Source organism: Parapedobacter koreensis (assembly GCF_900109365.1).
GTDB classification, from domain to species: Bacteria; Bacteroidota; Bacteroidia; order Sphingobacteriales; family Sphingobacteriaceae; genus Parapedobacter; species Parapedobacter koreensis.
The window spans coordinates 1-24,049 of record NZ_FNZR01000005.1 but is presented as its reverse complement, the minus strand read 5'-3'; the positions used below and the strand labels follow the sequence as shown (position 1 = coordinate 24,049).

Sequence of the window (24,049 nt, the reverse complement as noted above, 5' to 3'; positions counted from 1 at the left end):
TTACATCTGAGTATATCCATTGTTTTGAATAATCTGTTGAGGGTTGGACTGCATGACGGTCATCGGAATGGGATAGGCCAATGCATTATCGCTCCAAGTGAATGGGTTGTAGCCATCTGCCCGCTGCTCGGCAACCATGACCTCCTCGGCTCTTCCTGTCCGCACCAGATCAAACCATCGGTGGTTTTCAAAGGCCAATTCTACGCGGCGTTCCCTTTCGATGGCCAGCAGCAGTTGCTGGTCATTGGCAAAATCCGTTAGCTGGTAATCTGCCAGCAGGTTGGCTGGCCTTTCGATACCGGGATCACCGGGTGTGTTTCGCGCGCGCTCGCGAATATCATTGACATACGATAAGGCAGTCGTCTTATCCCCGCCCGTCCTTACCAAAGCTTCCGCGTAGAGCAGATAGATGTCGGCAAGGCGCAGTTCTATCCAATTGTTGCCATTGTCGGATCCGCTGGTAGCGACATCATAGTATTTACGGACGTATTTATCACGTTCGAATGCACCTGTCTGTGCGTTTATCCAGCCGTCGCGCATCGATACATACTTTCGAGGATCTCCGGTCTCGTACGCATCGGACATGTCTTGTGTTGGTGCATTTTGGCCACTTTTATCGCCCACGAGTACCACTTCCTTGTCAGAAAAGCGGGGCGCGAAGTTATTGTTCCAGGGGCTACCTGTGTCACCGCCCGGAGCACCTTTCATGTATTGGATTTCGAAAATGGACTCCGCGTTGTTTTTGTTGTTTACGTCAAATACATCATCGTAGCCGGAGAGCAGGGAGTAGCTGCCACTACCGATGACCTGCTGGAATTTTCCAATCGCCAGGTTGTAATATTCATTGCCCTTGTTGAGGGGATAGCCAGCCATGGTCATATACACTTTTCCCAACAGTGCAGCGGCAGAACCTTTGGTAGCGCGGCCTCTATCGCCTGCCGAGTAGGCTTCCGGAAGGTTGGCCTCCGCGTATTGGAGGTCAGCAACGATGAGATCATATATTTCTTCCAAGGGTACGCGGCTGAGTTCGTAAGACTCATCAGGCGTAATTTCCCGGTCTACTTTGATGACGCCAAGCAACTGGCCGTTTTGGGCCTGACCGCCGAATACGCGGTTCAACCAGAAATAGGTCAGCGCACGGATAAAACTGGCCTCGGCTTTATACTGCGTGCGCAAATGTTCCGATTCGCTGGTGAATGAAGCCGCATCGCTACGTCCCAGCACGAGGTTGCATCGCAGTATCGTATGGTAGCTGTCATTCCAGCAGTCCTGAAGAAAGGAGTTTTCCGGAAGTAAAGGGGAGGCAAACTCATCGACGCCTTTTTCATTGGCGGGGTTGCCAGCTAGCCAAGAATACGTGGTGTTGTCCGAGCGTATTTCACCCAACCGGTAGAAAGAGCCGTTATAAAGCGTACGCAAGCTGGCGTATGCCGATAAGGTCGCTTGATTGATATCCTGCTGGGTTTTGTAGAACGTGCTCGAATTTAAGTTAGATGGCGGTGCCAAATCGATAAAATCGGTCCCACAGGAGGTTAGTATGGATGTTATGATGAGCAATAAAAAAATCTTTTTCATAATCTAAAGCATTTGATTAAGCTTACAACGTTAGGTTGATACCGAAAATAAAGGATCTGGCTGTAGGGTAACCCAGGTAGTCGCCACCTTTGTTAAGCCCTGTCCCTTCACTGCTGGTTTCTGGGTCATAACCTGTATAGTCCGTTAGGGTAAACAGATTGCTGCCCGTGATATACAGGCGCAACGCGGACACATTCAACCTGTCCAGCACACCTTGCCCCACGTTGTAGGCCAAATTTACATTTCTCAACCGTAAATAAGAAGCGTCCTGTACCCAAGCGGATGAGGGATCGCGCTGCCAACCGGTGGGATTGCGGGTGGCACGGAAGTGGATACCGTCGCCGGGATCCTCAGGCGAACGCCACCGGTCGGTTTGCTCAATCATCCCGTTTCGGTCGCCATGATAGATACCCACCATGCGCTTGAAGAAACTGAACACCTTGGCGCCCTGCGAAGCGGTAAACTGTGCGCTTAGCGAGAAATTTTTATAGGAGAAGCTGTTGGTCAGGCCCGCGATAAAATCGGGATTGTTGCTTCCTAAAATGGTTTTGTCATTTTGATCCAATATCCCGTCTCCATTGATATCGGCATACCGGCCATCGCCTATCTTATCGGCCGCAAGATGCGGGTAGCGATCGAGTTCTTCCTGCGACGTGAAGACGCCTTCATATTGATAGCCAAAGAAGCTCGCGATGGGGTGTCCTATCGTCGTAATAAAAGCATTGGTGGCATTTGGTGCACTACCGAAGATAGGCCGTTGGTCGGGGCCTACTTCCAGTACCTTGTTTTTATTGATGGAAATGTTGAAATTGGTATTCCACTTAAACGCATTGACCAAGTTCCGGGTTGTGAAGGCAATTTCGACACCTTTGTTTTCCACTTTTCCGATGTTCTGGAGCTGGGTTTCATAGCCGGTGATGGACGGAACGGGGACATTGAGCAAAAGGTCAATGGATTGGCTGTTGTAGAAATCGCCTTCTACACGGATGCGGTCATTGAACAAGCCCAGCTCAAGGCCTAAGTTGATTTGACGTGTTTTTTCCCACCCCAGGTTATCATTTGGTATCGATGAGGGATCTACGGTATTGATGAGCGATCCGCTGCTGGGATAATATCCCGGGCTCAATAGCCCGATTGCGGAATAGTTGCCAATGCGGTTGTTTCCGGAAATCCCGAAGCCAGCCCTGATTTTGAGATCGCTGATGGGATCTACATTCTGCATGAATTGTTCCTGGGAGATCCGCCAACCTACTGAAACGGAAGGAAATGTCCCCCATCTCCGGCTTTGACCAAAGCGGGAGGAGCCATCGCTGCGTATAGCAGCGGTGAACAGGTAGCGGTCATCATACACGTAATTGACCCGGCTCAGGTAGGATATCAATGAGTATTCCGACGCGCTGCTGGATAGCTCATACATATTGCCCGCATTCAACGTTTCTATGTCGTCATTTGCAAATCCGCGTGCTTCGCCATCGAGGTCATTGCTGGTATGCTTCTGTGTGGTATAGCCCACTAATGCATTGAATTGGTGCTTGCCACCGAAGTTTTTCGTGTAATTGAGTGTATTCTCGATTACCCAATCATAATCGGTACCCCGCTCTTCAACGGCTCTTGCAGGCCGCGGTGCTCTGGAAGCATCCAAGTCTACGATGGAAGGCTCGAAGCGTTTGAATTGGCTGTCCTCAATTCCACCATTTATACTGACCCGATACTTGAGGCCTTCGATAATTTCCCAACCTGCCGAGAGCGTACCGAGCCAGCCGTACCGTCTCCGGTTGAGCTTCACTAATTCGGCCACACCCATGGGACTGGAGACATCCCCGCCCAAGATATCGGGATTTCTGACCATTGAACCGTAGGTGCCATCCTCATTCTGCACCGGGTAGATTGGCGGCAGTTGGAGCGCATACATGACCGCCGAATATTTTCCCTGGTCTTGTTCGCGCCCTTTGGCAGAATAGGCCATGAGGTTTACCCCGAGTTCAATGGACTCGGTGACTTTTGAGTTGATCGCCGAACGGAAGTTGAATCGCTCATAATCCGTGTTTATCACGATTCCGTCTTGTTTCGTATAGCTTCCCGAAAAATTATATTGGGTATTCTCGGATCCACCATTTACTGACAACTCGTTCTGTTGAGTAAGTGCGTTACGATAAAGCAGTTCCTGCCAATTGTTATCGGGCATTTGTGCTACGGAAGCCGGATCCAGAAAATTGTATAAGTAGCCTCCGGTTCCGTCGGGGATGATATACTGCCCTGTGGCACCGGGATAGAGGCTTCTGCGCGAGTTGGGGTCGTTGATGGAGTGCGGGCTTTGGTTGGGGTCACCGGGGATCACCGCAGCATCCAGCCAAGCCTGGTTTCTACCATCGACGAGCCATTCTACAAACTGATCCCGGTTCATCATCTCGACCTCCTTGCCCCGCTGTTGGAAGCCCACAAATGAATTGACACTGACTCTGGGCGGCCCCACTTTGCCTTTCTTGGTAGAGATGACGACAACGCCGTTGGCACCGCGAGAACCGTAGATAGCCGTTGAGGAAGCGTCTTTCAGCACTTGGATACTTTCAATGTCAGATGGATTGATGAGCCGGAAAGCATTCCCCTCCATCGGGTAGCCGTCAACAACGTATAGCGGATCGCTGGATTGTGTAATAGAACCTGTACCCCTCACCCGGATAGTCAAACTTTCCCCGCCGGGAGCACCGCTTGTCTGTTGCACTTGGACGCCCGCCATCTGGCCGGCTATCGCCTCGCCAAAGTTCTGGACAGGGCGGTTTTGGATGTTTTCAGCCGAAACGGATGCGACCGCTGTGGTCACATCAGCCCGGCGTTGAGTTCCGTAGCCCACGACGACCACTTCATCCAAATCACTGACAGATTCGCGCAGTACGGCGTTGATGGCCGAGCTCGTGCCGATACTTGCTTCCTGGTCTTCATAGCCGACGATGGTGAATACCAACGTATTGCCACCATTTGGTAATGTAATACGGTAATTCCCATCTGCATTGGTCGTCGTCACGGTAGCCGTGTTTTTCACACTTACGGTCACACCTTCCAGCGGCTCGCCCTGCTCGTTGGTTATCCGACCGCTGATTTCACGCTGTTGCTGCGTGGCCTGGTGATTGGTCGGATATGGGCTTTTTGTTCGGCGTACGAGTACGGTTTTGTTATCGATCTGGAAAGAAAGCGGCTGGTTTGCAAAGCAAGCTTCCAATACCGTGGAAAGCGGTGTGTCCTTGAAATTCAGATCGACCGTTTCCGTGCCTTTGAGGTGGGCACTGTTATACAGGAAATCATAGCCAGTCTGCAGCTGGATTTGCTCCAGTACATAGGCTATGGATGCCTTTTTGACATTGATTGTCACGTTCTGTGCATAGCCCATGGCTCCTGCCTGTAAAAATGTGAAGGTAAGCAGCACAATGACAAGTTTCATGGTCAGCAACAATTTGAATAGATAACGCCGAGAACAGCGAAATACACTGTATTTTTTATACATTTGACATCATGTTTGGTAAATAATTGATTCTTCTTCTTTAGCAATTGATTAGGGGCCAACAGCTATGCCGGGTGCGCCGCGAACGCTTCCGGCTTTTTTTGGCCATCTTGATTGGTGTATAGTTTATTTCATGATGACCACCCTCCCTTCTTTAATTTCAAATTTAATTGGTGCAAGTTTTTCCAAGTTGCTAAACAGTTGAGATACCTGTTTGGATCGTTGGAACGTACCCGTAAACCGATCGGTGAATTGACGGTGATAGGCTACGGAGTCTATATCATACCATCGGGATATCTTGTTGATGATATCGCTGATGGACTCATTGTCAAACCGGAAGTAGCCTTCTTTCCATGCGATTACGCTATGTACGTTGACCTGTGACTGGCGGATGGCTCCGGTCAGCTCATCGACCACGGCCTGTTGGCCGGGCTTTAAAGCAACGCTTTTGCCATTCTTGAACACATCTACGGCGCCTTCTACCAATGTTGTCGTTGTCTCTTGCTGGTCGGCATAAGCAGACACGTTGAAATGTGTCCCCAATACTTTTACTGTGCTGCCATTTGCTTCGACGATAAACGGTTTCAAAGCATCCGGTTCTACTTCGAAGTAAGCTTCACCGGCGAGTTGCACGTTGCGTACCGCTCCAATGAAAGCTACCGGATAGTGGAGCGATGAGGCTGTATTGAGCCATACTTTGGTTCCATCGGGGAGTTGAAGGCGATGGGTGTGTCCTTTGGGCGTACTGAAGGTGTTGTATACCGGATTTTCGTTGCCCCCCTTAGCCGGGATGGGCTCATATAGGATGCTGCCGTCTGCTGCCATTCGGATCCGTACACCGAGATCCATGGCTAAGATACCTTCTGACGTATCGCTTAATACGACTGTACGTCCGTCGGCCAGGGTGAGGATGGCTTGATTGTGGTCGGGCAACAGGATATCGTCGGTGACGGTCTCCATTGCGGTAACCGGAGGAGTGTTGTTTGACGAATTGAAATACAAGATAAGCCCGATGGAAAAGACAGCAGCAACCATTGCAGCAGCCCATACCCAAGGGGAAAGGAAAACTGAAAGCGGGCGCGAAACCGTTTGTCGCCGCATATCAGCTTGCTGTTGTTGGATCACGGCCAATAACTGGTTGTAAGTATGCACTTGTCGTTGGCGGGAAAATACGGGCAGTGTTTTTTTCCGCTCCAGTACTTCGTCAATGGCCGCCGATATGACGGATGGATCCCCCTCATCCAAATACTTCAAAAGCCTCTCGCAATCCGTTCTTGAGATGTCATTATCAAAATATCGGGTCAGCAAGTCCTGCAAGCAGTAATTGTCCATTGGCTATTTGGTAAATAATTGGCTCCCTCAGTGGGGCTTACATCACATAGAACACCAACCAGCAAGGATAGGACTAGTCAATAGCAAGAAAAAAATTATTTTCGCATCAAAATACTGAAAATCAAGGCTAAAAAATATACGTGTCCAGATTGATGGAGCGCAAGTTTCAGCCGTTTGAGTGCCTGCACCATGTGATTTTTTACGGTATTGGGAGAGAGGCCCAGTTGGACTGCGATTTCTTTATGGGACAATCCGTCTACGCGGCTTAGTTTAAATATCAATTGTTGTTGCTTGGGGAGGCTAGCTATTAATTGCTGGGCGTACCCTTCCAATTCTTCGGCCATCAATTGCTCTTCTACCTCATCTTTCGCGGCCTCCATGCCCTGTATCAGCTGGTCAAATAGGATAGCTGATTTGCGGATTTCCCTCAATTTATTTAGGCATAGCCGCTTGGCGATCACATACAGATAGCGCCACATATTGCCCTGTTCATCCAGCCCATTTCTGTTTAGCCAAAGCTTAAGGAAGACATCCTGCACGATTTCCTCACTCCAGGCGGCATCCTTCAAGAAGCGGAAGGCCAGTTGATATACCTGTTCGCTGTGCAACTCATAGATCAAGCGAAAAGCCGCTTCATCCCCAGCCATCAAGCGTCGTATGGTCGAAGAATCAACAAAAGACATCAGCGTAAGTTTATAACTGTGTTAACCTAGATACAAACCTACTATAAAATTGTTGTAAAAAGAAGCAAACGTAAGCCGAGATTTACCAGCCTATTCCATAATCTTCACCATTGTTGCTGCTTCCCCCCCAAAGCGAACCGTGGGCCTTGTCGATAAAGATGGCATTGATGGGGCCACTTGTCCGATTGCCTTGCTGCACCGTATAACCCATGGTTTTCAGTTTATCCGCCACGTCTTGCGATGTCGTACGGTTCAGCAAGATGCTGCCGGGCCGCGGCATACGGTCTTTAAATTGCGTACCCCCAAGCGAAAGCCACAGTTGGTTGCTGTTGACGTTGGCCGCTTCAGTAGCTTGCTGGACGGTCATGTCAAACTCTACCATGTTGAGGAAAAACTGCAAAAGATTCTGCTCTTGTGTATCGCCACCTTGTACGGCGAAAGAAAGATAGGGCTGGCCTTCCTTCAGTGCCATGGACGGTGTGAGTGTGACCCGTGGGCGTTTGCCGGGAGTCACTACATTAAAAGGGTCGATGATGGAGTCGAGCACGAAGCTTTGCATCCGTTGGCTCATACCGATACCTGTATTGCCAGCGATGCATGCCGGTAACCATCCGCCGCTTGGCGTGATGGAAACCACCCACCCTTCGGCATCTGCAGCTTCCACACTGGTGGTGCCGCGCAGTAGGCGGTCATTGTACAAGCTATCCGTATTCGTTGCGGTTGCGTAATCAAATTCCAATGCGTCGACTAATGCGCCCGTAGCATCATGTTTGGGCACAAAATTTTCTAACTCATTCAAACCGGAGGTGTCGGCCAAGAGTTTCTGGCGCTGAGCTAACAGCGCCGTGAATGGATTCGTCTTGCCCTCATATGGATATGGGTCGCCCGGCAAGGGGTTGGAAAGGTTGCGAAGCGGATCGATCAGCTTTGCACGCTCCTTTGCATATTCCTTGTTTAGCAGTCCCTGTATAGGGGATCGCGGTGTAAAATACGGGTCACCGTAATAAAAATCCCGGTCTGCAAATGCGAGGTTCATGCTTTGGTATACTGTATGAATATACTCGGCCGAATTGTAGCCCATTGATTTCAGGTCGAAGTTTTCCAGAATGTTCAACGCTTGCAATAACGAAGGGCCCTGTGTCCATTCCTGTAATTTATATACGTCGATACCCTTATAATTGGTCATCAAGGGCTCTTCTTCGATAGGCTTCCAGTTAGCCAGATCTTCCATGGTGAAAAGCCCACCCTGCTCTTGGCTTCCACGCACGATTTCTTTAGCGATGTCACCCTTGTAGAAACGGTCATATGCCGCCATGATGGCTTCTTTGCGTGATTTGCCCTGTTTGAGCGCCTCCTGCTCCGCATCTACCATCTTTTGAAGGGTGGCCAATAGGTCTTTTTGTACGAAGATTTCGCCGGGTTCGGGAGCTTCCCGTTCTTCACCCAAGTGAGGCAGGAAGACAGCCTTACTATAAGGCCATTGCTTGATGCGTTCTTTGCCACGCTCCATGCTGTTGGCCGTCTGTGCGTCAATGGGGTATCCGGCGGCCATGTCCATGGCGGGAGCCAGCACCTCTTTGAGGCTCAGTTTGCCATATGCGGCCAGCATGTGGCAGATGCCACCCGGCGTACCCGGTGTGACTGCGGCTAATGGGCCGTATTCCGGTGGGAAGTTGTACCCTTTTCCTTTGAAAAATTCCGGTGTTGCGCCGGTTGGTGCTACGCCCAATGCATTAATAGCAATCACCTTGCCGGTATTGGGATTGTAGATGAGGGCCTGCGTTTCACCGCCCCAGCTCAGCACATCCCACATGGTACAGGTGGCAGCCAGCATGGCACATGCGGCATCCACCGCATTGCCGCCCCGTTCAAAAACCAAGGCACCTGCCGTAGCAGCCAAAGGTTTGCCGGTGACAGCCATCCAATGTTTGCCGTGTAAAGGGGGTTTTTGTGTGGGTTGGCCTATAATTGTACCTAAAAAGGAAAAACATAGCAAAGTCAACAGTAGACAACGTTTCATATTTTTTATTAAATAGCTGGTTTAATGACAATATTCTATAAACAATGGTGCAAGATATTACTCAGTTTTTAAAGGTAGGATTTATCCGTTAAAAATGGCAACAACGAAATGTAAATAGTTGGTTAGGTAGGAAATTTAGTGAATGAACGCTTGATTTTTCACTTAATTTTAAGCCGATTGACCTAAAATTAAGCGAAAAATCAAGCGATTTGCAGTTAATTTACTTGATGTAGCTTTTTAAAAACTGTGCGGTTTGGGTATCAGCAGTCTTCACCATATCCTCGGGTGTTCCTTCAAAGATGAGATCTCCACCTTTCTCACCGCCTTCCGGACCGATATCAATCACCCAGTCGGCACTTTTGATCATATCCATATTGTGCTCAATGACGAGGATGCTATTGCCTTGTGCAATAAGAGCATCGAAGGATTTGAGCAGTTTTTTGATGTCATGGAAATGCAGTCCGGTAGTCGGCTCGTCAAAAATGAACAAGGTATTTTTGCTGTTGTTGCCCTTGATGAGGAACGAAGCCAATTTAATGCGCTGGGCTTCTCCACCAGAGAGTGTACTTGACGACTGGCCCAACTTTACATAGCCGAGGCCTACGTCGGCCAGTGGCTGTAGCTTATTCAAGATTTTGGGCTGATCTGCAAAAAACGCTAAAGCTTCATCCACACTGAGATCCAGGATGTCGGAAACATTTTTTTCCTTCCATACGACGTCCAGTACATGCTGCTTAAAGCGCTTGCCTCCACAAGCCTCACAGGGAAGGATAATATCGGCCATAAATTGCATCTCGATTTTGACTTCGCCTTCGCCTTGGCATACGTCGCAACGGCCACCCTCCACATTGAAGGAAAAGGCTGCCGGCTTGAGGCCTGCGGCTTTGGCAGCGGCTTGTGAGCTGTATAATGTACGTATTTCGTCCCAAGCTTTGACATACGTGACGGGGTTGGATCGTGATGAGCGGCCGATGGGGTTTTGGTCTACCAGCTCGACATGTTCCAGCCGTTGGATATCGCCCTCGATACCGTCATATAGGCCGGTTTGCTCGCCTGAATAATTGCCAAGAGCCTTTTGTAACGCTGGGTATAAAATACGCTTCACCAGCGAAGTCTTGCCCGAGCCGGATACCCCCGTCACCACGGTAAATACGTTCAGCGGAAAGCGCACGTCTATCCCTTTGAGGTTGTTTTCGCGTGCACCTTTGACAAATATCGCATCATGCCATTTGCGACGGCTAGTAGGCACAGGGATATGTTCCTTGCCACTCAAGTACTTGCCGGTAAGGCTATGCGGATCATGCAGGATTTCCTCATAGGTACCATTGAATATGAGGTGGCCTCCATTCACTCCGGCTTCGGGGCCGATGTCAATGAGGTAATCCGCGGCTTGCATCATCTCTTGCTCATGCTCCACCACCAATACCGTATTACCCACATTGCGAAGCGACTTGAGCACACCGATGAGACGCTGGGTATCACGGGGGTGCAGGCCAATACTAGGCTCATCCAGTACATAGATGGAGCCCACCAGTGAGCTTCCGAGCGAGGTAGCCAAGTTGATGCGCTGCGATTCGCCACCTGATAGCGTGTTTGACAGACGGTTCAGTGTCAGGTAGCTCAATCCAACATCCGTGAGAAACTGAAGCCGATTGCAGATTTCGGTGAGCAGGCGCTGTGCAATTTTGGCTTCGTTTTCCGATAAGCTGAGCCCTTGGAAGAAAGCCAGTGCGGTATCCAAAGGCATCAATACCACATCGGAAATAGACCTTCCATTTATTTTTACATAGGTGGCATCCTTCCGCAGGCGTGTACCCTTGCATTCCGGGCAGTTGGTTTTGCCACGGTAGCGCGAGAGCATGACCCGGTACTGGATTTTGTAGGTTTGCTCTTCAAGTTCTTCGAAGAAGCGATTCAATCCCTCAAAATAGCGATTGCCCGTCCATAATAATTCCCTTTGTGCATCGGTAAGGTCTCGATAAGCGCGATGGATAGGGAAGTCGAATTTGATGGAATTGCGAGTCAGCTGTTGCAACCATTGGCCCATTTTTTCACCCCGCCACGGGGCGATGGCGCCATCGTATACCGATCGGCTCTTATCCGGAATCACCAAATCCGGATCAATGCCGATGATGCGGCCATAGCCTTCGCAGCGCTTGCAGGCACCGTAGGGGTTGTTGAAACTGAAGAAATTAGGCGATGGTTCCTCAAACGTCATGCCGTCCAGTTCAAAACGATCTGAAAACGTATAAATTGTGCCATTTGCCTCAATGTAACAGTCGCCCTTTCCTTCAAAAAAAGCCGTCTGCACGGAATCGGCAATGCGGCTGGCGGTATCTTCTTCGCCGTCGACGGCGATACGGTCGATGACAATGGATAAGTCATTGGCTTTGGCTGTCAGGTTTTCGATACCCGTGTCTTCCAGTAAGGATTCTATCTTTTGTATGCTTTCCTTGTAAATCACGCGTACAAAACCCTTTTGGAGCAGGATGGCCAGCTCCTCTTTGAGTTTACGGTTGTTGCTGGGGTGCAGGGGGGCGCTCACGGTTGTCACCGTGCCCTCGGGTAAAGCGGTGACGAAGCTGGTGACGGACGTTACCGTATCTTTTTTTACCTCTTTGCCGGATATTGGGGAGTATGTCTTACCAATACGGGCATAGAGCAGCTTCAGGTAGTCATAGATTTCCGTAGAGGTGCCTACCGTAGAGCGGGGATTGCTCGTAATCACCCGCTGTTCGATGGCGATGGCGGGAGCGATACCCTTGATATAGTCTACTTCAGGCTTGCTCATGCGACCCATAAACTGCCGGGCATAAGACGAAAGGCTTTCCACATAGCGGCGTTGGCCTTCCGCGTAGAGCGTATCGAAGGCGAGTGATGATTTGCCCGAGCCAGACATGCCCGTGATGACCACGAGTTTGTTTTTGGGGATGGCCACGTCCACATTTTTTAGGTTGTGTACACGTGCGCCTTTGATGATGATATGGGTTTTGGGATCGAGCGTTGCTATTGCTGTATTCATATACGGATAAAACCAGTCCGCCCGGTGTTCCGCGCGGAAGAATACAAAAGTACAGATAATTTTTTTAGTATCAACACTTCGCTGTGATGTGAGAAGCATCACAGCGAAGTGTAAATACGGGAGGGGCCAATACTGTTATTTCTTTTCGACCGTCAATACGCCTTGGTCGCTGCCCTGCGTAAGGTCGAGCGTAAACACATAAGTGGCACCAGCCTCCAGTGTCTGCCCTTCCGTAATGCCAAGGTTGCCCGGATCACGACCATTGCTGCCATCACCGACGAAAATGAGATCGCTGGTGGTGCTGAGCGCTGCGTTGGTAAATTCCCCGCCCCACCCTTTTTGGTGGAAAAATTTGAAATTGATGTTATCAGCAGACACGGTGGTACCGGCGACTACCGTTATTTGGTAAATCTTGTCTGCTATGGGAGCCATGCAGAGTGCTTTTTCGGTGGTCCAGCCTACGGCGTTCGTTGCTACAGCAGGCTTTCCGATGCCTTCACCGATGATCCATGCCGCACCGGATCCATCGGCTTGCAGCGTGGCCAAGTCAGCACCGTTGAGTGCTTCTACAATGAAATATTCATGATTAAAATCGGCTGTTATTCGATAGTTGCCCGCCTTTGGCTGGAACAAGAGATTGCCCGAGGCATCCCGCGCGAAGTAATCTGGATCGATCCACCAAGCATCCAAATCATCAAAACCATCGATAACCACCTGCTCTTCATGATTCAGCGCCAGGTCTACACGGTATGTGTTGTCGTCTACCCGGTCCATCACCGTTTGGTTGATGGCATAGGCGATGATAAATGGCGCTGCTTCGTAATTCAAGGTGTTGAACGTAATGGTATAATCGCCCGAGAACGCATTGGAAAACGGAATATTGTTGGTACTACCCTCTTTGACGGCATTTTCCTCCCAACCAAATGTCAGCTCATTGCCATTGTCGCCATATGCTGGTGTCTTGATATACCCATTTACTTTGGCTGGAAAGGTGGTAGCGGCAGCATACGTGTACAGTCCTGTACGTTCCATACGGTATTCGGTGTCTTCGGCCACCAGCGTAAGGTACGGGTAATCCGGACGTTCGAGTGGCAATTCATACGTTTCTTCACGGATGGTAAAGTTGATGTTTTGCAGGGCCAGTTTGAGGGTGGCGGTACCATTGGCCACGTTGGCGTGGTAAGGCACAAAAATTTTGCCGGAGTAGTCGCCCTCTTCCTTCGTGCGGATGACGGTTTCGGATACCAGCTCGTCGCTGTAATACAAGCGAGCCTTCAGCGTTGAAAGCGGTATACGGGCATCATCCGATACGCCTACGGTAAATTGGAGGCTGTCGCCGAAATAGGCTGAGGAAAATTCCGTTTTGGTGTTTATTACGGGATTTCCAGGAGCTTTCTGTTCTTCTTTTTTGCAGGCATTCATCGTCATGAAGCCTGAGAGGACTAATAGGATTATTACGGGTGTTTTCATGGTTTTACAGGTCTAATTCCAACGATAAGAAACTACAGACTTGGCCGGCACCTCATAGCTAAAATGATTGGTGCCATCAGCAAGCGTAATACGTTTTATTTCATTTGTGTTGTTGAGCAGTACTGCCGCATAGCTGCCATCGGGATTTTCGAAAGCGGCATAGGTGACCCCTGCTGCGGTGTAGCCGCTGGTGCCGATGCGTGTTGCGCCCGGTTTCACCACCGATGACAGGTGGCTGATGATGTAGTAATGCGAGTTTCTGCGGATGGCTTTGTAATCATTTTTATTGATGTCTACGGCACCATAGCAAGTTTGGCATCCACCATCGCGGTTGGGACCCCGGTCGCTATCAAGCATGAGGTTCCACACGATGACCGCCCGGCACCAGTTGTTTACCGTTCCAAGGGCCACTTCTTCCATGTCGCCCATCAGCCGCGTAGGCAGGTTTTGGCCGTCGTTCCACGTGCCGATGGATGTTTCAGTGAAAATCAGCTCCTTATCAGGCCGCTGCTGGTGGATATCCAACAATTCCTGGCGATTGCCGCCATAGTTGTGATAGGCTGCCCCCGCCACGAAGGAAGCCGCTTCTTCATCTTCATATATCTTGACGGGGTAGTCATATTGGTCGGCCATGTTGTCGTAATTGTAGTTGTGGTCGAAGACATAGATTTTGGTCTCCAGACCAGCGGTGCGCAGCTGCGGCCCGAGCGCTTCTTTGATAAACGTCTGTTGCTCCGCCCAGCCCATAAACAAGGAGGCGGAGTTACCCCGGTTGAGCGGCTCGTTTTGTGGCGTTACGGCGTAGATGGGGATCCCTTCGGCCTCAAGCGCTTGTATCCATTTGACGAAGTAGCGCCCATAATCCTGATAATAGGCCGGGTTGAGTTGTCCGCTGGTCCACGAGTTGTGGGGCTGCCGGTCCGTGAGGTTATTTACCTTCATCCAACGGGGCGGTGTCCAAGGCGACCCAATGATCTTGATCGATGGATTAATGGCCAGAATTTCCTTAAGTATCGGAATGATGTAGTCCCGTTCCTCGCTTTGCATGGCAAAATTTTCGATGCCCGGATTGTCGCATAAGGAATACTCGCTGAGCGAAAAATCCGAGCAGCCGATGGCAATGCGGATGTAACTATGACCATAGCCCTCGGATTCAGAAAAGGTCTCTTTAAGGAATCTCGCGCGGTCCTCGGCCGTCATCTGCATGAGGTTGTAGCTGGTGGAGCCGGTGACGGCCGCACCAAATCCATCCATCGTTTGGTAGCGCTCAGCGGGGTTGAGCGTGATGGTCGTCGGCGACATGTTGGATGACGTGCTGAAGTCTACGGCCTGTTTGGCCAAATCATGCGACAAGTTGGCTGTGGTGACGTAAATGGCCACGTCGCCCCTTACCTCCGGTTCATCCGGTTCGTGAGGCTGTTGTGGCTCATCGACTTTGTCTGAGCTGCATGCGGAGACAATCACGCCAAAAGCAACTGCCGTGGTGAAAATTCGCTTCAATAACGTTAATACTTGCATAGAACAACTATTTTATCGGATTAATAGCCGGGGTTTTGAACTAAATTGGGATTCTGATCCAGTACAGCCTGCGGAATGGGCATGCGATACGAAGTTTCCGTAAACGGATAGGCTTGCGGCCTTCTCCCCGAGTCATTGGCAAATACAGCATTCATCACCTCTTCCACCTTATCCAGCCGGACGAGGTCAAACCAGCGCTGCCCTTCGAAAGCCAGCTCCAAGCGGCGTTCTTTCAAGAGGGCATCCAGCATGGCATCCTTGCTTGCCCTCACTGAGCTGCTTAGCCGGGGCAGTCCACCCGCACGCTGGCGGATACGGTCTATGATATCCGCGGCTGCAGCCAGGTCGCCTCCGCCCTGAATCAATGCCTCTGCCTTGAGCAGCAAGATATCGGCATACCGGTATTTGATGATGTTGCTGAATGCCGAACGGCATTTGTACATGAAGGGGTAGTTGTTTGACGGATAATAGTTGCTCCAGCTGGTTTCATAGTATACGATAGCCTCTTGATAGCGCACCTCGTCACCCTCGTTTTGGAAGGCACGGATGAGGTCGCGTGAGGGTGTCACCCATTTTGCCCAAGTGAAGTTGCTATTCCAGTTGGTCAGGTCGCGGCCAAACATCCACGTCACCCAGTTGCCACCGCCGGAGAAGAATTGCGCTTCCAGGATAGATTCCTGCGTATTGCGCATCTTGGTATCGGTATTGCTGGCGTTCATGCCAAAAAGGTCACTGTAATCACTTACGAGGTCAAAGCCATCGGCGGCCAGTTCATCAGCATATTGGATGACCTTGCTGTAATCGCGGATAGGTTTTTCAGCATACACTTTGGCCAGCAATGCTTTGGCAACCGATTTGGAAAAGCGTGTTTTGTCTGACGGGTTATTATCCGGTGCGGCTGCCAGTGCGTCCAATAAGTCCTGCTCGATTTGGCGATAGGCCTCTTCCTCGGTAGCCTGTGAAGGGAAATAGTCGCCATACACATCCCCGATGGTCTCTGAGGTGATGTCTTCCGCCTCGGTGGTGATGACAGGGATTGATCCCCATAAACGTACCATGTCAAACAGAATCATCGCCCTGAAAATCTTGGCCTCGGCTTTATACCGTTCGCGCTCAGCGGTGGTCAGCGTTGCGTCCTGTACATCATCAATGTTCACGATGAGTCGGTTTGCGCGGGCGATATCTTCAAGATACCGGTTCCAGTCACGGTTGATCACCGAGTTGGAGCCTTCAATGGCGTTGTTTTCAAACGGTATTACTTCGGCACCCGTGGTGCCGCCATATGCGTTATCCGCGTGAGCATCGGCAATCAGCAGCAAATCAAGGTACCAGTGTTCCTGGCGGTCCCTCATTTGGTTGTAGAGCGTCACCAAATGGCCCTCTACGGCAGCCTTGTCACGGAAAACCACTTCGTCGCCTTCTTCGTTGACGCCTTCCGTCACGTCAGAATAAGTGTCTATCGGGTCGAAGATCAAGGAGCAGGAACTCACCAAAAACAGGAAGCTGCTCAGCGCTATTGGATATATATACTTGGTATTCATTGGTCTATCGTTTTTTAAAATTCCACATTAATCCCTACTACAAATGAGCGGTTTTGGGGGTATGTGCCCCAGTCTATCCCTTGCACGGCGCCGTTATTTCCCCATTGGTTTACTTCCGGATCCATACCGGAGTAGCTGGTCCACGTGAGTAGGTTGGATGTCGATACATAAGGTTGTAAGCGATTGATACCCCACCGCGTGAGCAGGTTGCCGGTGATGTTATAGGACAACGCCACATTTTTCACCCGCAGGTAGCTGCCATCTTCAATGAAGTAGGTAGAGTTGCGGATGTCAAATCCTGCTTTGGGTACACCGGTGATCTGACCGGGTATGCGCCAACGATCAAGTACGCGGGTCGACTGGTTTTTGCCATCATACATACCTTCGGTTTCCATGCGCGAGGCGTTGTAGATGTCGTTGCCATAAGACCCTTGCAAAAAGATGCTCAGGTTGAAATTTTTGTATGAAAGCGTGTTGGTGAGGCCGAAGGTAAAATCCGGGTTGGGATTGCCAATGTAGGTACGATCTGATGAAGAAAGACGGCCATCATCATTTAGGTCGCGATACATCAATTCACCGGTCTCCGGATCCACGCCATCGCTGATATAACCATAGAATCCGCTCAACGCCCTGCCCGGCTCATTGCGCACCACGGCTTCGTTTACCACCTCACTGGTGGTAGCCGTACTATAGATTTGTTGCAATTCGAGGCTCTCCAGCTTATTGCGGTTGAAGGAGATGTTGAAGTCCGTATCCCAGCGGAAATCCCCGTCGCGGAAGTTTTGGCTGCTTACCATCACCTCAAACCCCCGGTTGGTCATCACCCCTTCATTGCGCACGATGGAGTTGGCCGCTGCGGCACCGGCAGGTAGCGATACATACATCAGCATGTCTGTGGTGCGCTTGTAATAGTAATCCAGGTTGACGGTCAGCCGATTCCTGAGCGCCATGAAGTCAATACCGATGTTGGTCTGCGTAGTGGTCTCCCAGGTCAGATCCGGAGTGCGCAAGTTGGCTTGGGAGATGGAGGGCACGGCATTCTCCTGCCCCTCGACGAACCATTCAATGCGGTTGATGTTGTAGCGTTGTAGGTACGCATAATCGCCGATGCCGGACTGGTTACCGGTTTGTCCCCAGCCACCGCGGATTTTCAGGTCGTTCAACCAGTCAACATCTTCCATGAACGGCTCGGAAGACAAGCGCCATGCGGCAGACACTGATGGGAATACACCCCAGCGGTGATCGGGATGCAGCTTAGAGGATCCGTCTACGCGGAGATTGGCTGTGATGAGGTAGCGGCTGTCGAAGTTGTACGATGCACGGCCGAAGTAGGACATGATGCCCCATTCTGACCCGCCAGAACCTGTGCCATTCCAGGCGATTTTATTTGCGGCATTTAAGGTGGGAATGAGGTCATTGCGGTAGTGCGACCCGCTGATCCAGTTATTGGTGTATTCGGATTGCGTCCATGATGTGCCGCCCATGGCCTCGATATTATGCAGGTCGATGCTCTTGGTATACGTCAGCACGTTGTCCCACGTCAGCACCGTATTCATATTGCGGTTGTCCGAGCCTTCGCCATATTGGTTGCGGCCCCAGGCCGTGGAGATGGGGTCCAGAAAAGACGTACTCACGGCGTTGCGGCGATCCATGGTGAATGACGATTTGAGTCGCAGCTCGGGTATGAATGTCAGTGTAGCGTGGCCCGAGGCGAGCAACCTGTTTTCCCGGGCTTTGTTGTTTTTGCTGCGGGCCATATTTTCCAGCGGGCTAGTAATGTTGCCTATCCCGTAGAAGTTGTTGTAATACTGAGCCGGATTTTCCGGATCCCAGATGGGAGCGTAAGTGGGTGTATTAATCACGGATAGCACGACACCCCCACGGTTAGCCCCTGTACCCGATATGATCCCGTTGTTGTTGTAGTCCGAATACGAGACATTCGCACTGATGTTCAACCAATCGCGCACCTGATTATCGATATTGGCACGGAAGTTATAGCGTTTATAGAAAGCCGAGGATAGTACGCCTTTCTCATCGAGGTATCCGCCTGAGAGGAAATACTTCAGCTTTTCCGTACCGTCGGAAATAGATACTTGGTAGTTTTGGATATGGCCCGTGGTGTAAGCTTCATCAAACCAGTTCGTTTGGTCAGTGAGGCCGTCAGGAAGGCTCACCAAGCCGATTTCGTTCTGCAGCTCGCGGTATTGGGCGGTGTTTAGTGGCTCGATTTCATTAGTTACCCGGTTTTGGGTAGCCTGCGCATTGAATGCGATTTTTGCGCCACCCTCGGCACCCCTTTTGGTGGTGATGAGTACCACTCCGTTGGCAGCACGGGAGCCATAGATAGCTGCAGAGGAAGCATCTTTCAAGATTTGCATATCGGCGATATCCTGCGGGGAGAGAAAGTTGATGTTATCTACCGGTACGCCATCTACCACATAAAGCGGATCGTTGCTGCCGTTGAATGACGTCGTCCCACGGATACGTATGGATGTCTCGCCTCCCGGAGCGCCATTTGGCTGGATCACAGAAACACCAGCGGCCCTTCCCTGAATGGCTTGTGCTGCCGACACGATGGGGCGCTCGTTGAGGTCATCCATCGATACGCTGGAAATGGCGGTAGTGACATCCTTCCGCCTCACCGAGCCGTAGCCTATCACCACCACATCTTCCAGCATGTTCAGCGAAGGATTCAGTTGTATGGTTATCGGGTTGCTGCTTGCCGGCAGTTCTACCGGATCGTAGCCAATAAAAGAGATAACGATGATGGCCCCTTCGGGCACGCTGTTGAGTACAAATTGGCCGTTGTCATCGGTTGTCGTACCATTTGAAGTCCCTTTTTGGGACACAGATACGCCAAACATGGGTTCCCTGTTGCTGGCATCAGTCACCGTGCCCGTAATGCGCAGATTCGTCTGCGCAAGACTTGGCGAGGCGATGAGCCAGGTAAATAGTAGAAAAACAGGGAAGATACCCCTTTTCAGTTGCATAAAAAAAAGCTCCATATCATTGATATTTATACAGGTTATTAAATTGGGTTTTTAATTGGCTATCCTAACCATCGGGCATAAGCAGCCTTCGCTTACGCAAAGACAAAATTAGTTAGCATTGCCCGCGGAAACTCACCTATACCAGGTATGTGAGGGGAAAAAGTAAAACGTATAAACACGTATCTTGTTTATAATCAAATGCTTGTTGTTTTCAAAAACACCGAAAAAGTAACATTTGTGCAGGCCATTCAGCTTAGGATATCTGCCGTAAGGTACCGATTTGCCTTACCTGTGCCTCAAATTCCTCGCGTGACGCAGCCGCTTTATGCCTTATTTTAGTACGGTAGTTGTAAACGGTTCGCAGGGAATAGCGCAAAAAACTGGCGATTTTAACGCTGTCTGTGATGCCCAATCGGACAAGCGCGAAAATCCGGAGCTCCGTATTGAGCAATTCACCGGGCTTGGGCAGGATGTGTTCATCGGCCAAGAGCAGGCCATTGAATTCGGACACAAATGTGGGGTAGAGGTTGAGGAAGATGGTATCAAAATTATGGTATAATTCGACCAGTTCGTTTTCAGCGAGGTCGGTTGATTTTAGTTCTTTGAGCAACGCGTCATATTGGTTGTTTACCGCTTTTTTGTGCAGCGACTTGCGGTAATCTTCAAGCTTTTCAATATTAGCTGAGCAGATGTCGAAAAAGTGGGCAATATATTCTTCTTTGATGTGGTTTGCCTCAAAGAGATTGTCATTGGCTTTTTGAAGCGCTTGGTTTAGCTGGCTGAGCTGCTGGTTGGTGTCATATAGCGCTTTGCGCGTTTTCGCCAATCGTTTCATTTGCAAATAGCTATAGACGATACCCATAATGAGGCCAACGGAAAGGAGGCTGATAAGTATAAGGGATAGGCGTAGTTTGGCCTTTTGCTCCTGTTCGAGTGTCCTGAATGAGGCATTGATAATGGGATAATAGGTAGTGCTTTCCACCGTGCGGTACCGCATGTTGCAAAAAATGGCATCGTTGACGGCAGCCTCCATATATTGATAAGCTTGCGCAATATCGCCCATGTCATAGAAGGTGAGTGCCAGGCTTTGGAGCGAGGCATTGTCCTTGATAGCATTGATCATATCGGTAATGGCCGACAGGGCAAAGTAATGCAGTTGCCGATCAATATTGCCTTCGTTTTTGCTGATCACGCCGAGCAGATAAGTAATCAGCGCCCGTTCGGGATGGCGGTCGTCGGTTTGCTCAAGCAATGCCAGCAGCATCTCTTCGGCCTGTTTTTGGTGACCTTGGTAGAGGACACGGGTAGCTGCCGTGATGTGGTACTTCAGCGAGGCCGTGTCCAGCACTGTCAATAACGAATCGCGGTACTGTTCGCTTTTTTGGTAGTAGGTATTGTTGCCATTGCTCTGTCCATAGTGGCTGCAGAACGAAAGGTAGGTTTCATAATAATCAGGCAACAGCCGAACCGCCAAAGACGTGCGGTCGATTCCCTCCAGCAGTTCTTCTGATTCGATATAAAGCCCGCCAGAAGAGTACAACCAAGCTAATTGAATAGCTGTTTCATCTTTGAAAAGCGGGTTGTCCAGTGTTTCAGCAATTTGTTGGTTTTGCTTGGCATAGAAAATAGCAGAATCCGCCTTGTATTTTTTGTAAGCCTCGATGAGCTGCAGGTTTATCTCGTATTGCTTGGCGAAGTCTTGCCCACCATGTAGCACGTGTTGTTGCTTGAGGGCGGCTATTTTGTTTTCTTTGATGGTTTCATACAATTCCCTGTTGCGCATGACTTGCTGGAGCTGCATGAGGATAGAGTCGGCCGCCTTAGCGGGATAGGCAGCAGCCAGGGCTATCAGGAGCAACAGAAACAAAGCGGGCCTGGGCTTCATCCTTACAAAAGTACATAAAAAAGGGTTTATACGTGCATGAGATAAAAGGCCACCAGACTGCGCCGAACTAAAACGTCTCTACTGATATCACAAAAAAAGGGTTTCCGGCGCCAAATTTTTTTGAGGTGTCCCGGTGTTTTCTCCATAAACCTAAACGCCAATCTTTATTTTCCCAACAGTGCGAAGCACTTTGGGGCCACCCATACTACAAGAATAATCGAACCCAATCCAATTACCACATCAATCAGCAAGTTTACGGGTATCAGGCCATAGGTAAAGGCATCCCCTGAACTGCCCGAAAAAGAATTGTAGGTCAAGTAAGTGAGCGGAAAGCCGAATACCAGGTGTTCGGAGTAAAACAGACTGTACAAACTCGGGCCCAATATGATAAAGATGATTACAATTAGAAGGGCGATTCGTAATGTGTGATTCATGTCGTCTTTGTTTTTACCGATATATATCAATTTGATACCTGAGCGATACAAGCCCGGTTTCGTAAGTTTTGCTTTCAAGGAGAATAAGCTGGGTGCGGCTATCTTGTGGGCGAAACAGCGGTTTGCCGCTGCCGAGCAGTATGGGGTGCACGGACATCCACAATTCATCCACCAGTCCATCCTTCATTAAGGCGTCGGTCAGTGATGCGCCACCATACAACCAAATGTCTTTGCCGGGCAGTTCTTTGATTTTACGTGCTTCAGCCATACCATTGTCCGATATAAGCACTGCACCGTCTTTTACTTTTTCCAATGTCCTGGAAAAGACATACGTTTCCACGGGTGGCATGCCGGGCACAAGTTGTCCATTATTCCCTGCTGCATATGCCTGCGCAATCTCGTAGCTCTTTCTTCCGATGAAGACAGCATCTATACGAGAGAAAAACTCATTCAACCCATAGTCCTGATCGGTAAAGCACCAGTCATACTCTCCATTAGGCCCTTCGATGTAACCATCCAAGGTCACGGCCAATCCTAAAATTACTTTTCGCATTTAATTTTCCTTGAATAAATACCGTACATTGGTGAAATTCCTATTGTAATAATAAAAAATTCCTCGCCCGGAATGATCAGCACCAGATTCCCATATCAATTGTCATGGTCGGTGAATAGCAATTCAAATACCGTGGCACCAGACTCTTCGGCATAGCGCATATACACATCATTGACGGTCAGTTGATGTATTCCTTCTGGAAGCTTTTCATGCTCAGGGAAGCATTTTTTAACCAAGCCTGAAACAGCCCGGACAAGGGCTTCCTCCGTTTCGTTTTTTGTGGTGTATCTTGCTGACCATCCGTCTGAAGTTTTTTCCATAAACCTGAACGCCCAGAAATCCGAAATAACACTGATTAAAACCGTAAATACCAGCATATTCCTTTCTGAGTCGAGTCCAAAAGCTTTTGGATCTATACTTAAATGATAGGATGTCATCCCTCCGCCAAAAGAATAGTCGGCCTTTGGGGATGATCTGTCTATCATTATTTCTTCTATTAGTGCTTTGAATGATATCCATCCAGCATTTTGATGAAATGCTTCGTCAACCATTGCTCTTCTGTCTAAGTACTCCTGCGATTTGTAATAACCTTCATCATAGAGCGACAGGTTCTTAGGGTAGAAACGATATACACACCTATTTACGTCTTTAATAACTGACATTGCAATTCGAATAATAGCGCTTTATTTTCTTAACATCTATTACGGAAGGATGATTCGCATAGTATAGTTCATGTTTTTCCGATGGATTAAGGCCAAACTTCGAATAAGCCTATAAACGCTCAAAAAATTTATGGTAACCATATGAAAAGGGTAAATCGCGAACTTGGATTGAATATATTTGCCCATCAATTGCCAATGTGATACCATATTCGGTCTCATCCTCTTTGACGTCCAAGTCTATTGGTTTATCAGTAAACGTAAATTTTCCGAATACGAGTTTCATGGCTGTCCTATGGTTATAATTTATGTCGATGTGTTTAAGCTGACGAAGCTTTTTGCCGGCATCGGGCATTATCCATTTGACTGCCTGAAAATAAAGCTCATAGGCTGTTTGCCTCTCTGATGCCAGGATTTCTTGGACAGCCTCCATCATGGTTTTCTTCCGGTTGATTGATACGGGAATGAAAAGCACCTGTTCGGGTATTTCGGCTCCGTTGTCTACATACATAAGTATTCCTTCGTAGCTTTTAAGCCGGATGCCGAAGTCTTTAGCGTATTCCTGATATGATGTGATAGTAAACATTATCGTGTTTAATTGTAGTTATTTTGGTCGCATCAGATGTTGTAATGGAACGTAAATAGCAGTTTCGCATAGGTGACCAATATGCTATGATATGGATTTCTCGCGCTGAGCTCTTCAATGACCGTGTTCAACGTTTGGCTATACCGGTCGCCTATTTTGGTCAATGTCATGCTATATACAGCAAATAATTCAAACTTACATAAAAATCGGGAATTATAATCGCGTTCAATAAAAATGGCGGCCACATCGTCCCTCCTTATTATCTTTATAATGAACTAAAGAATA

Annotated in this window: 16 protein-coding genes; all 16 read right to left on the bottom strand. The window is 49.3% G+C overall.

Going from position 1 to position 24,049, the window contains the following annotated elements:
• The 16 genes from BMW65_RS13230 to BMW65_RS24190 all read right to left on the bottom strand — a co-directional run bounded on the left by BMW65_RS13230 (position 1) and on the right by BMW65_RS24190 (position 23,934).
• A complete protein-coding gene (locus BMW65_RS13230) occupies positions 1–1,575 on the bottom strand; it encodes a RagB/SusD family nutrient uptake outer membrane protein (protein WP_090606067.1) in 1,575 nt (524 codons plus the stop codon).
• Between the two features lie 22 nt (positions 1,576–1,597).
• Positions 1,598–5,011 (bottom strand): TonB-dependent receptor, encoded by a 3,414-nt coding sequence (locus BMW65_RS13225; RefSeq protein ID WP_218145410.1) that lies wholly within the window; start codon positions 5,009–5,011, stop codon positions 1,598–1,600.
• Between the two features lie 186 nt (positions 5,012–5,197).
• Complete coding sequence (locus tag BMW65_RS13220; protein WP_090606063.1) at positions 5,198–6,403, bottom strand: FecR family protein; 1,206 nt, start codon at positions 6,401–6,403, stop codon at positions 5,198–5,200.
• Between the two features lie 95 nt (positions 6,404–6,498).
• Positions 6,499–7,086: an RNA polymerase sigma factor gene (locus BMW65_RS13215; protein ID WP_090606062.1), complete on the bottom strand. Its 588-nt coding sequence runs from the start codon at positions 7,084–7,086 to the stop codon at positions 6,499–6,501.
• Between the two features lie 82 nt (positions 7,087–7,168).
• Entirely contained in the window at positions 7,169–9,007 is a 1,839-nt protein-coding gene (locus BMW65_RS13210; RefSeq protein ID WP_218145409.1) for a gamma-glutamyltransferase family protein, read from the bottom strand.
• A 319-nt stretch (positions 9,008–9,326) separates the two neighbouring features.
• Positions 9,327–12,128, bottom strand: coding sequence for an excinuclease ABC subunit UvrA (gene uvrA, locus BMW65_RS13205; protein ID WP_090606478.1), 2,802 nt, complete (start codon positions 12,126–12,128; stop codon positions 9,327–9,329).
• A 135-nt stretch (positions 12,129–12,263) separates the two neighbouring features.
• A complete protein-coding gene (locus BMW65_RS13200; protein WP_090606059.1) occupies positions 12,264–13,598 on the bottom strand; it encodes a DUF5125 domain-containing protein in 1,335 nt (444 codons plus the stop codon).
• Positions 13,599–13,610: 12 nt separating this feature from the next.
• Positions 13,611–15,116, bottom strand: a complete 1,506-nt coding sequence (locus BMW65_RS13195; protein WP_090606057.1) for a glycoside hydrolase family 30 protein — start codon at positions 15,114–15,116, stop codon at positions 13,611–13,613.
• Positions 15,117–15,136: 20 nt separating this feature from the next.
• The gene (locus BMW65_RS13190) at positions 15,137–16,657 is read right to left on the bottom strand and encodes a RagB/SusD family nutrient uptake outer membrane protein (RefSeq protein ID WP_090606056.1); all 1,521 of its coding nucleotides are present in this window, start codon (positions 16,655–16,657) and stop codon (positions 15,137–15,139) included.
• A 14-nt stretch (positions 16,658–16,671) separates the two neighbouring features.
• Positions 16,672–19,662 carry a SusC/RagA family TonB-linked outer membrane protein gene (locus BMW65_RS13185; RefSeq protein WP_090606054.1) on the bottom strand — a complete coding sequence of 997 codons (2,991 nt, stop codon included), beginning with the start codon at positions 19,660–19,662 and terminating at the stop codon, positions 16,672–16,674.
• Between the two features lie 238 nt (positions 19,663–19,900).
• Entirely contained in the window at positions 19,901–21,532 is a 1,632-nt protein-coding gene (locus BMW65_RS13180; RefSeq protein ID WP_090606053.1) for a DUF6377 domain-containing protein, read from the bottom strand.
• A 164-nt stretch (positions 21,533–21,696) separates the two neighbouring features.
• Positions 21,697–21,966 (bottom strand): hypothetical protein, encoded by a 270-nt coding sequence (locus tag BMW65_RS13175; protein ID WP_143053880.1) that lies wholly within the window; start codon positions 21,964–21,966, stop codon positions 21,697–21,699.
• 13 nt (positions 21,967–21,979) lie between these two features.
• On the bottom strand, positions 21,980–22,519 hold the full coding sequence (locus BMW65_RS13170; RefSeq protein WP_090606050.1) for a dihydrofolate reductase family protein: 540 nt from the start codon (positions 22,517–22,519) through the stop codon (positions 21,980–21,982).
• A gap of 95 nt (positions 22,520–22,614) precedes the next feature.
• Complete coding sequence (locus BMW65_RS13165) at positions 22,615–23,181, bottom strand: hypothetical protein (RefSeq protein WP_090606048.1); 567 nt, start codon at positions 23,179–23,181, stop codon at positions 22,615–22,617.
• 109 nt (positions 23,182–23,290) lie between these two features.
• Positions 23,291–23,764: a hypothetical protein gene (locus BMW65_RS13160; RefSeq protein ID WP_090606047.1), complete on the bottom strand. Its 474-nt coding sequence runs from the start codon at positions 23,762–23,764 to the stop codon at positions 23,291–23,293.
• 32 nt (positions 23,765–23,796) lie between these two features.
• Positions 23,797–23,934: a hypothetical protein gene (locus BMW65_RS24190; RefSeq protein ID WP_177181119.1), complete on the bottom strand. Its 138-nt coding sequence runs from the start codon at positions 23,932–23,934 to the stop codon at positions 23,797–23,799.
• Between the last annotated feature and the right edge of the window lie 115 nt (positions 23,935–24,049).

What these genes read in the sequence shown, in the direction of transcription:
- BMW65_RS13230 (WP_090606067.1), bottom strand. Translation starts at nt 1,575, where the DNA reads ATGAAAAAGATTTTTTTATTGCTCATCATAACATCCATACTAACCTCC.
- BMW65_RS13225 (WP_218145410.1), bottom strand. Translation starts at nt 5,011, where the DNA reads ATGAAACTTGTCATTGTGCTGCTTACCTTCACATTTTTACAGGCAGGA.
- BMW65_RS13220 (WP_090606063.1), bottom strand. Translation starts at nt 6,403, where the DNA reads ATGGACAATTACTGCTTGCAGGACTTGCTGACCCGATATTTTGATAAT.
- BMW65_RS13215 (WP_090606062.1), bottom strand. Translation starts at nt 7,086, where the DNA reads ATGTCTTTTGTTGATTCTTCGACCATACGACGCTTGATGGCTGGGGAT.
- BMW65_RS13210 (WP_218145409.1), bottom strand. Translation starts at nt 9,007, where the DNA reads ATGGCTGTCACCGGCAAACCTTTGGCTGCTACGGCAGGTGCCTTGGTT.
- uvrA (WP_090606478.1), bottom strand. Translation starts at nt 12,128, where the DNA reads ATGAATACAGCAATAGCAACGCTCGATCCCAAAACCCATATCATCATC.
- BMW65_RS13200 (WP_090606059.1), bottom strand. Translation starts at nt 13,598, where the DNA reads ATGAAAACACCCGTAATAATCCTATTAGTCCTCTCAGGCTTCATGACG.
- BMW65_RS13195 (WP_090606057.1), bottom strand. Translation starts at nt 15,116, where the DNA reads ATGCAAGTATTAACGTTATTGAAGCGAATTTTCACCACGGCAGTTGCT.
- BMW65_RS13190 (WP_090606056.1), bottom strand. Translation starts at nt 16,657, where the DNA reads ATGAATACCAAGTATATATATCCAATAGCGCTGAGCAGCTTCCTGTTT.
- BMW65_RS13185 (WP_090606054.1), bottom strand. Translation starts at nt 19,662, where the DNA reads ATGGAGCTTTTTTTTATGCAACTGAAAAGGGGTATCTTCCCTGTTTTT.
- BMW65_RS13180 (WP_090606053.1), bottom strand. Translation starts at nt 21,532, where the DNA reads ATGAAGCCCAGGCCCGCTTTGTTTCTGTTGCTCCTGATAGCCCTGGCT.
- BMW65_RS13175 (WP_143053880.1), bottom strand. Translation starts at nt 21,966, where the DNA reads ATGAATCACACATTACGAATCGCCCTTCTAATTGTAATCATCTTTATC.
- BMW65_RS13170 (WP_090606050.1), bottom strand. Translation starts at nt 22,519, where the DNA reads ATGCGAAAAGTAATTTTAGGATTGGCCGTGACCTTGGATGGTTACATC.
- BMW65_RS13165 (WP_090606048.1), bottom strand. Translation starts at nt 23,181, where the DNA reads ATGTCAGTTATTAAAGACGTAAATAGGTGTGTATATCGTTTCTACCCT.
- BMW65_RS13160 (WP_090606047.1), bottom strand. Translation starts at nt 23,764, where the DNA reads ATGTTTACTATCACATCATATCAGGAATACGCTAAAGACTTCGGCATC.
- BMW65_RS24190 (WP_177181119.1), bottom strand. Translation starts at nt 23,934, where the DNA reads ATGACATTGACCAAAATAGGCGACCGGTATAGCCAAACGTTGAACACG.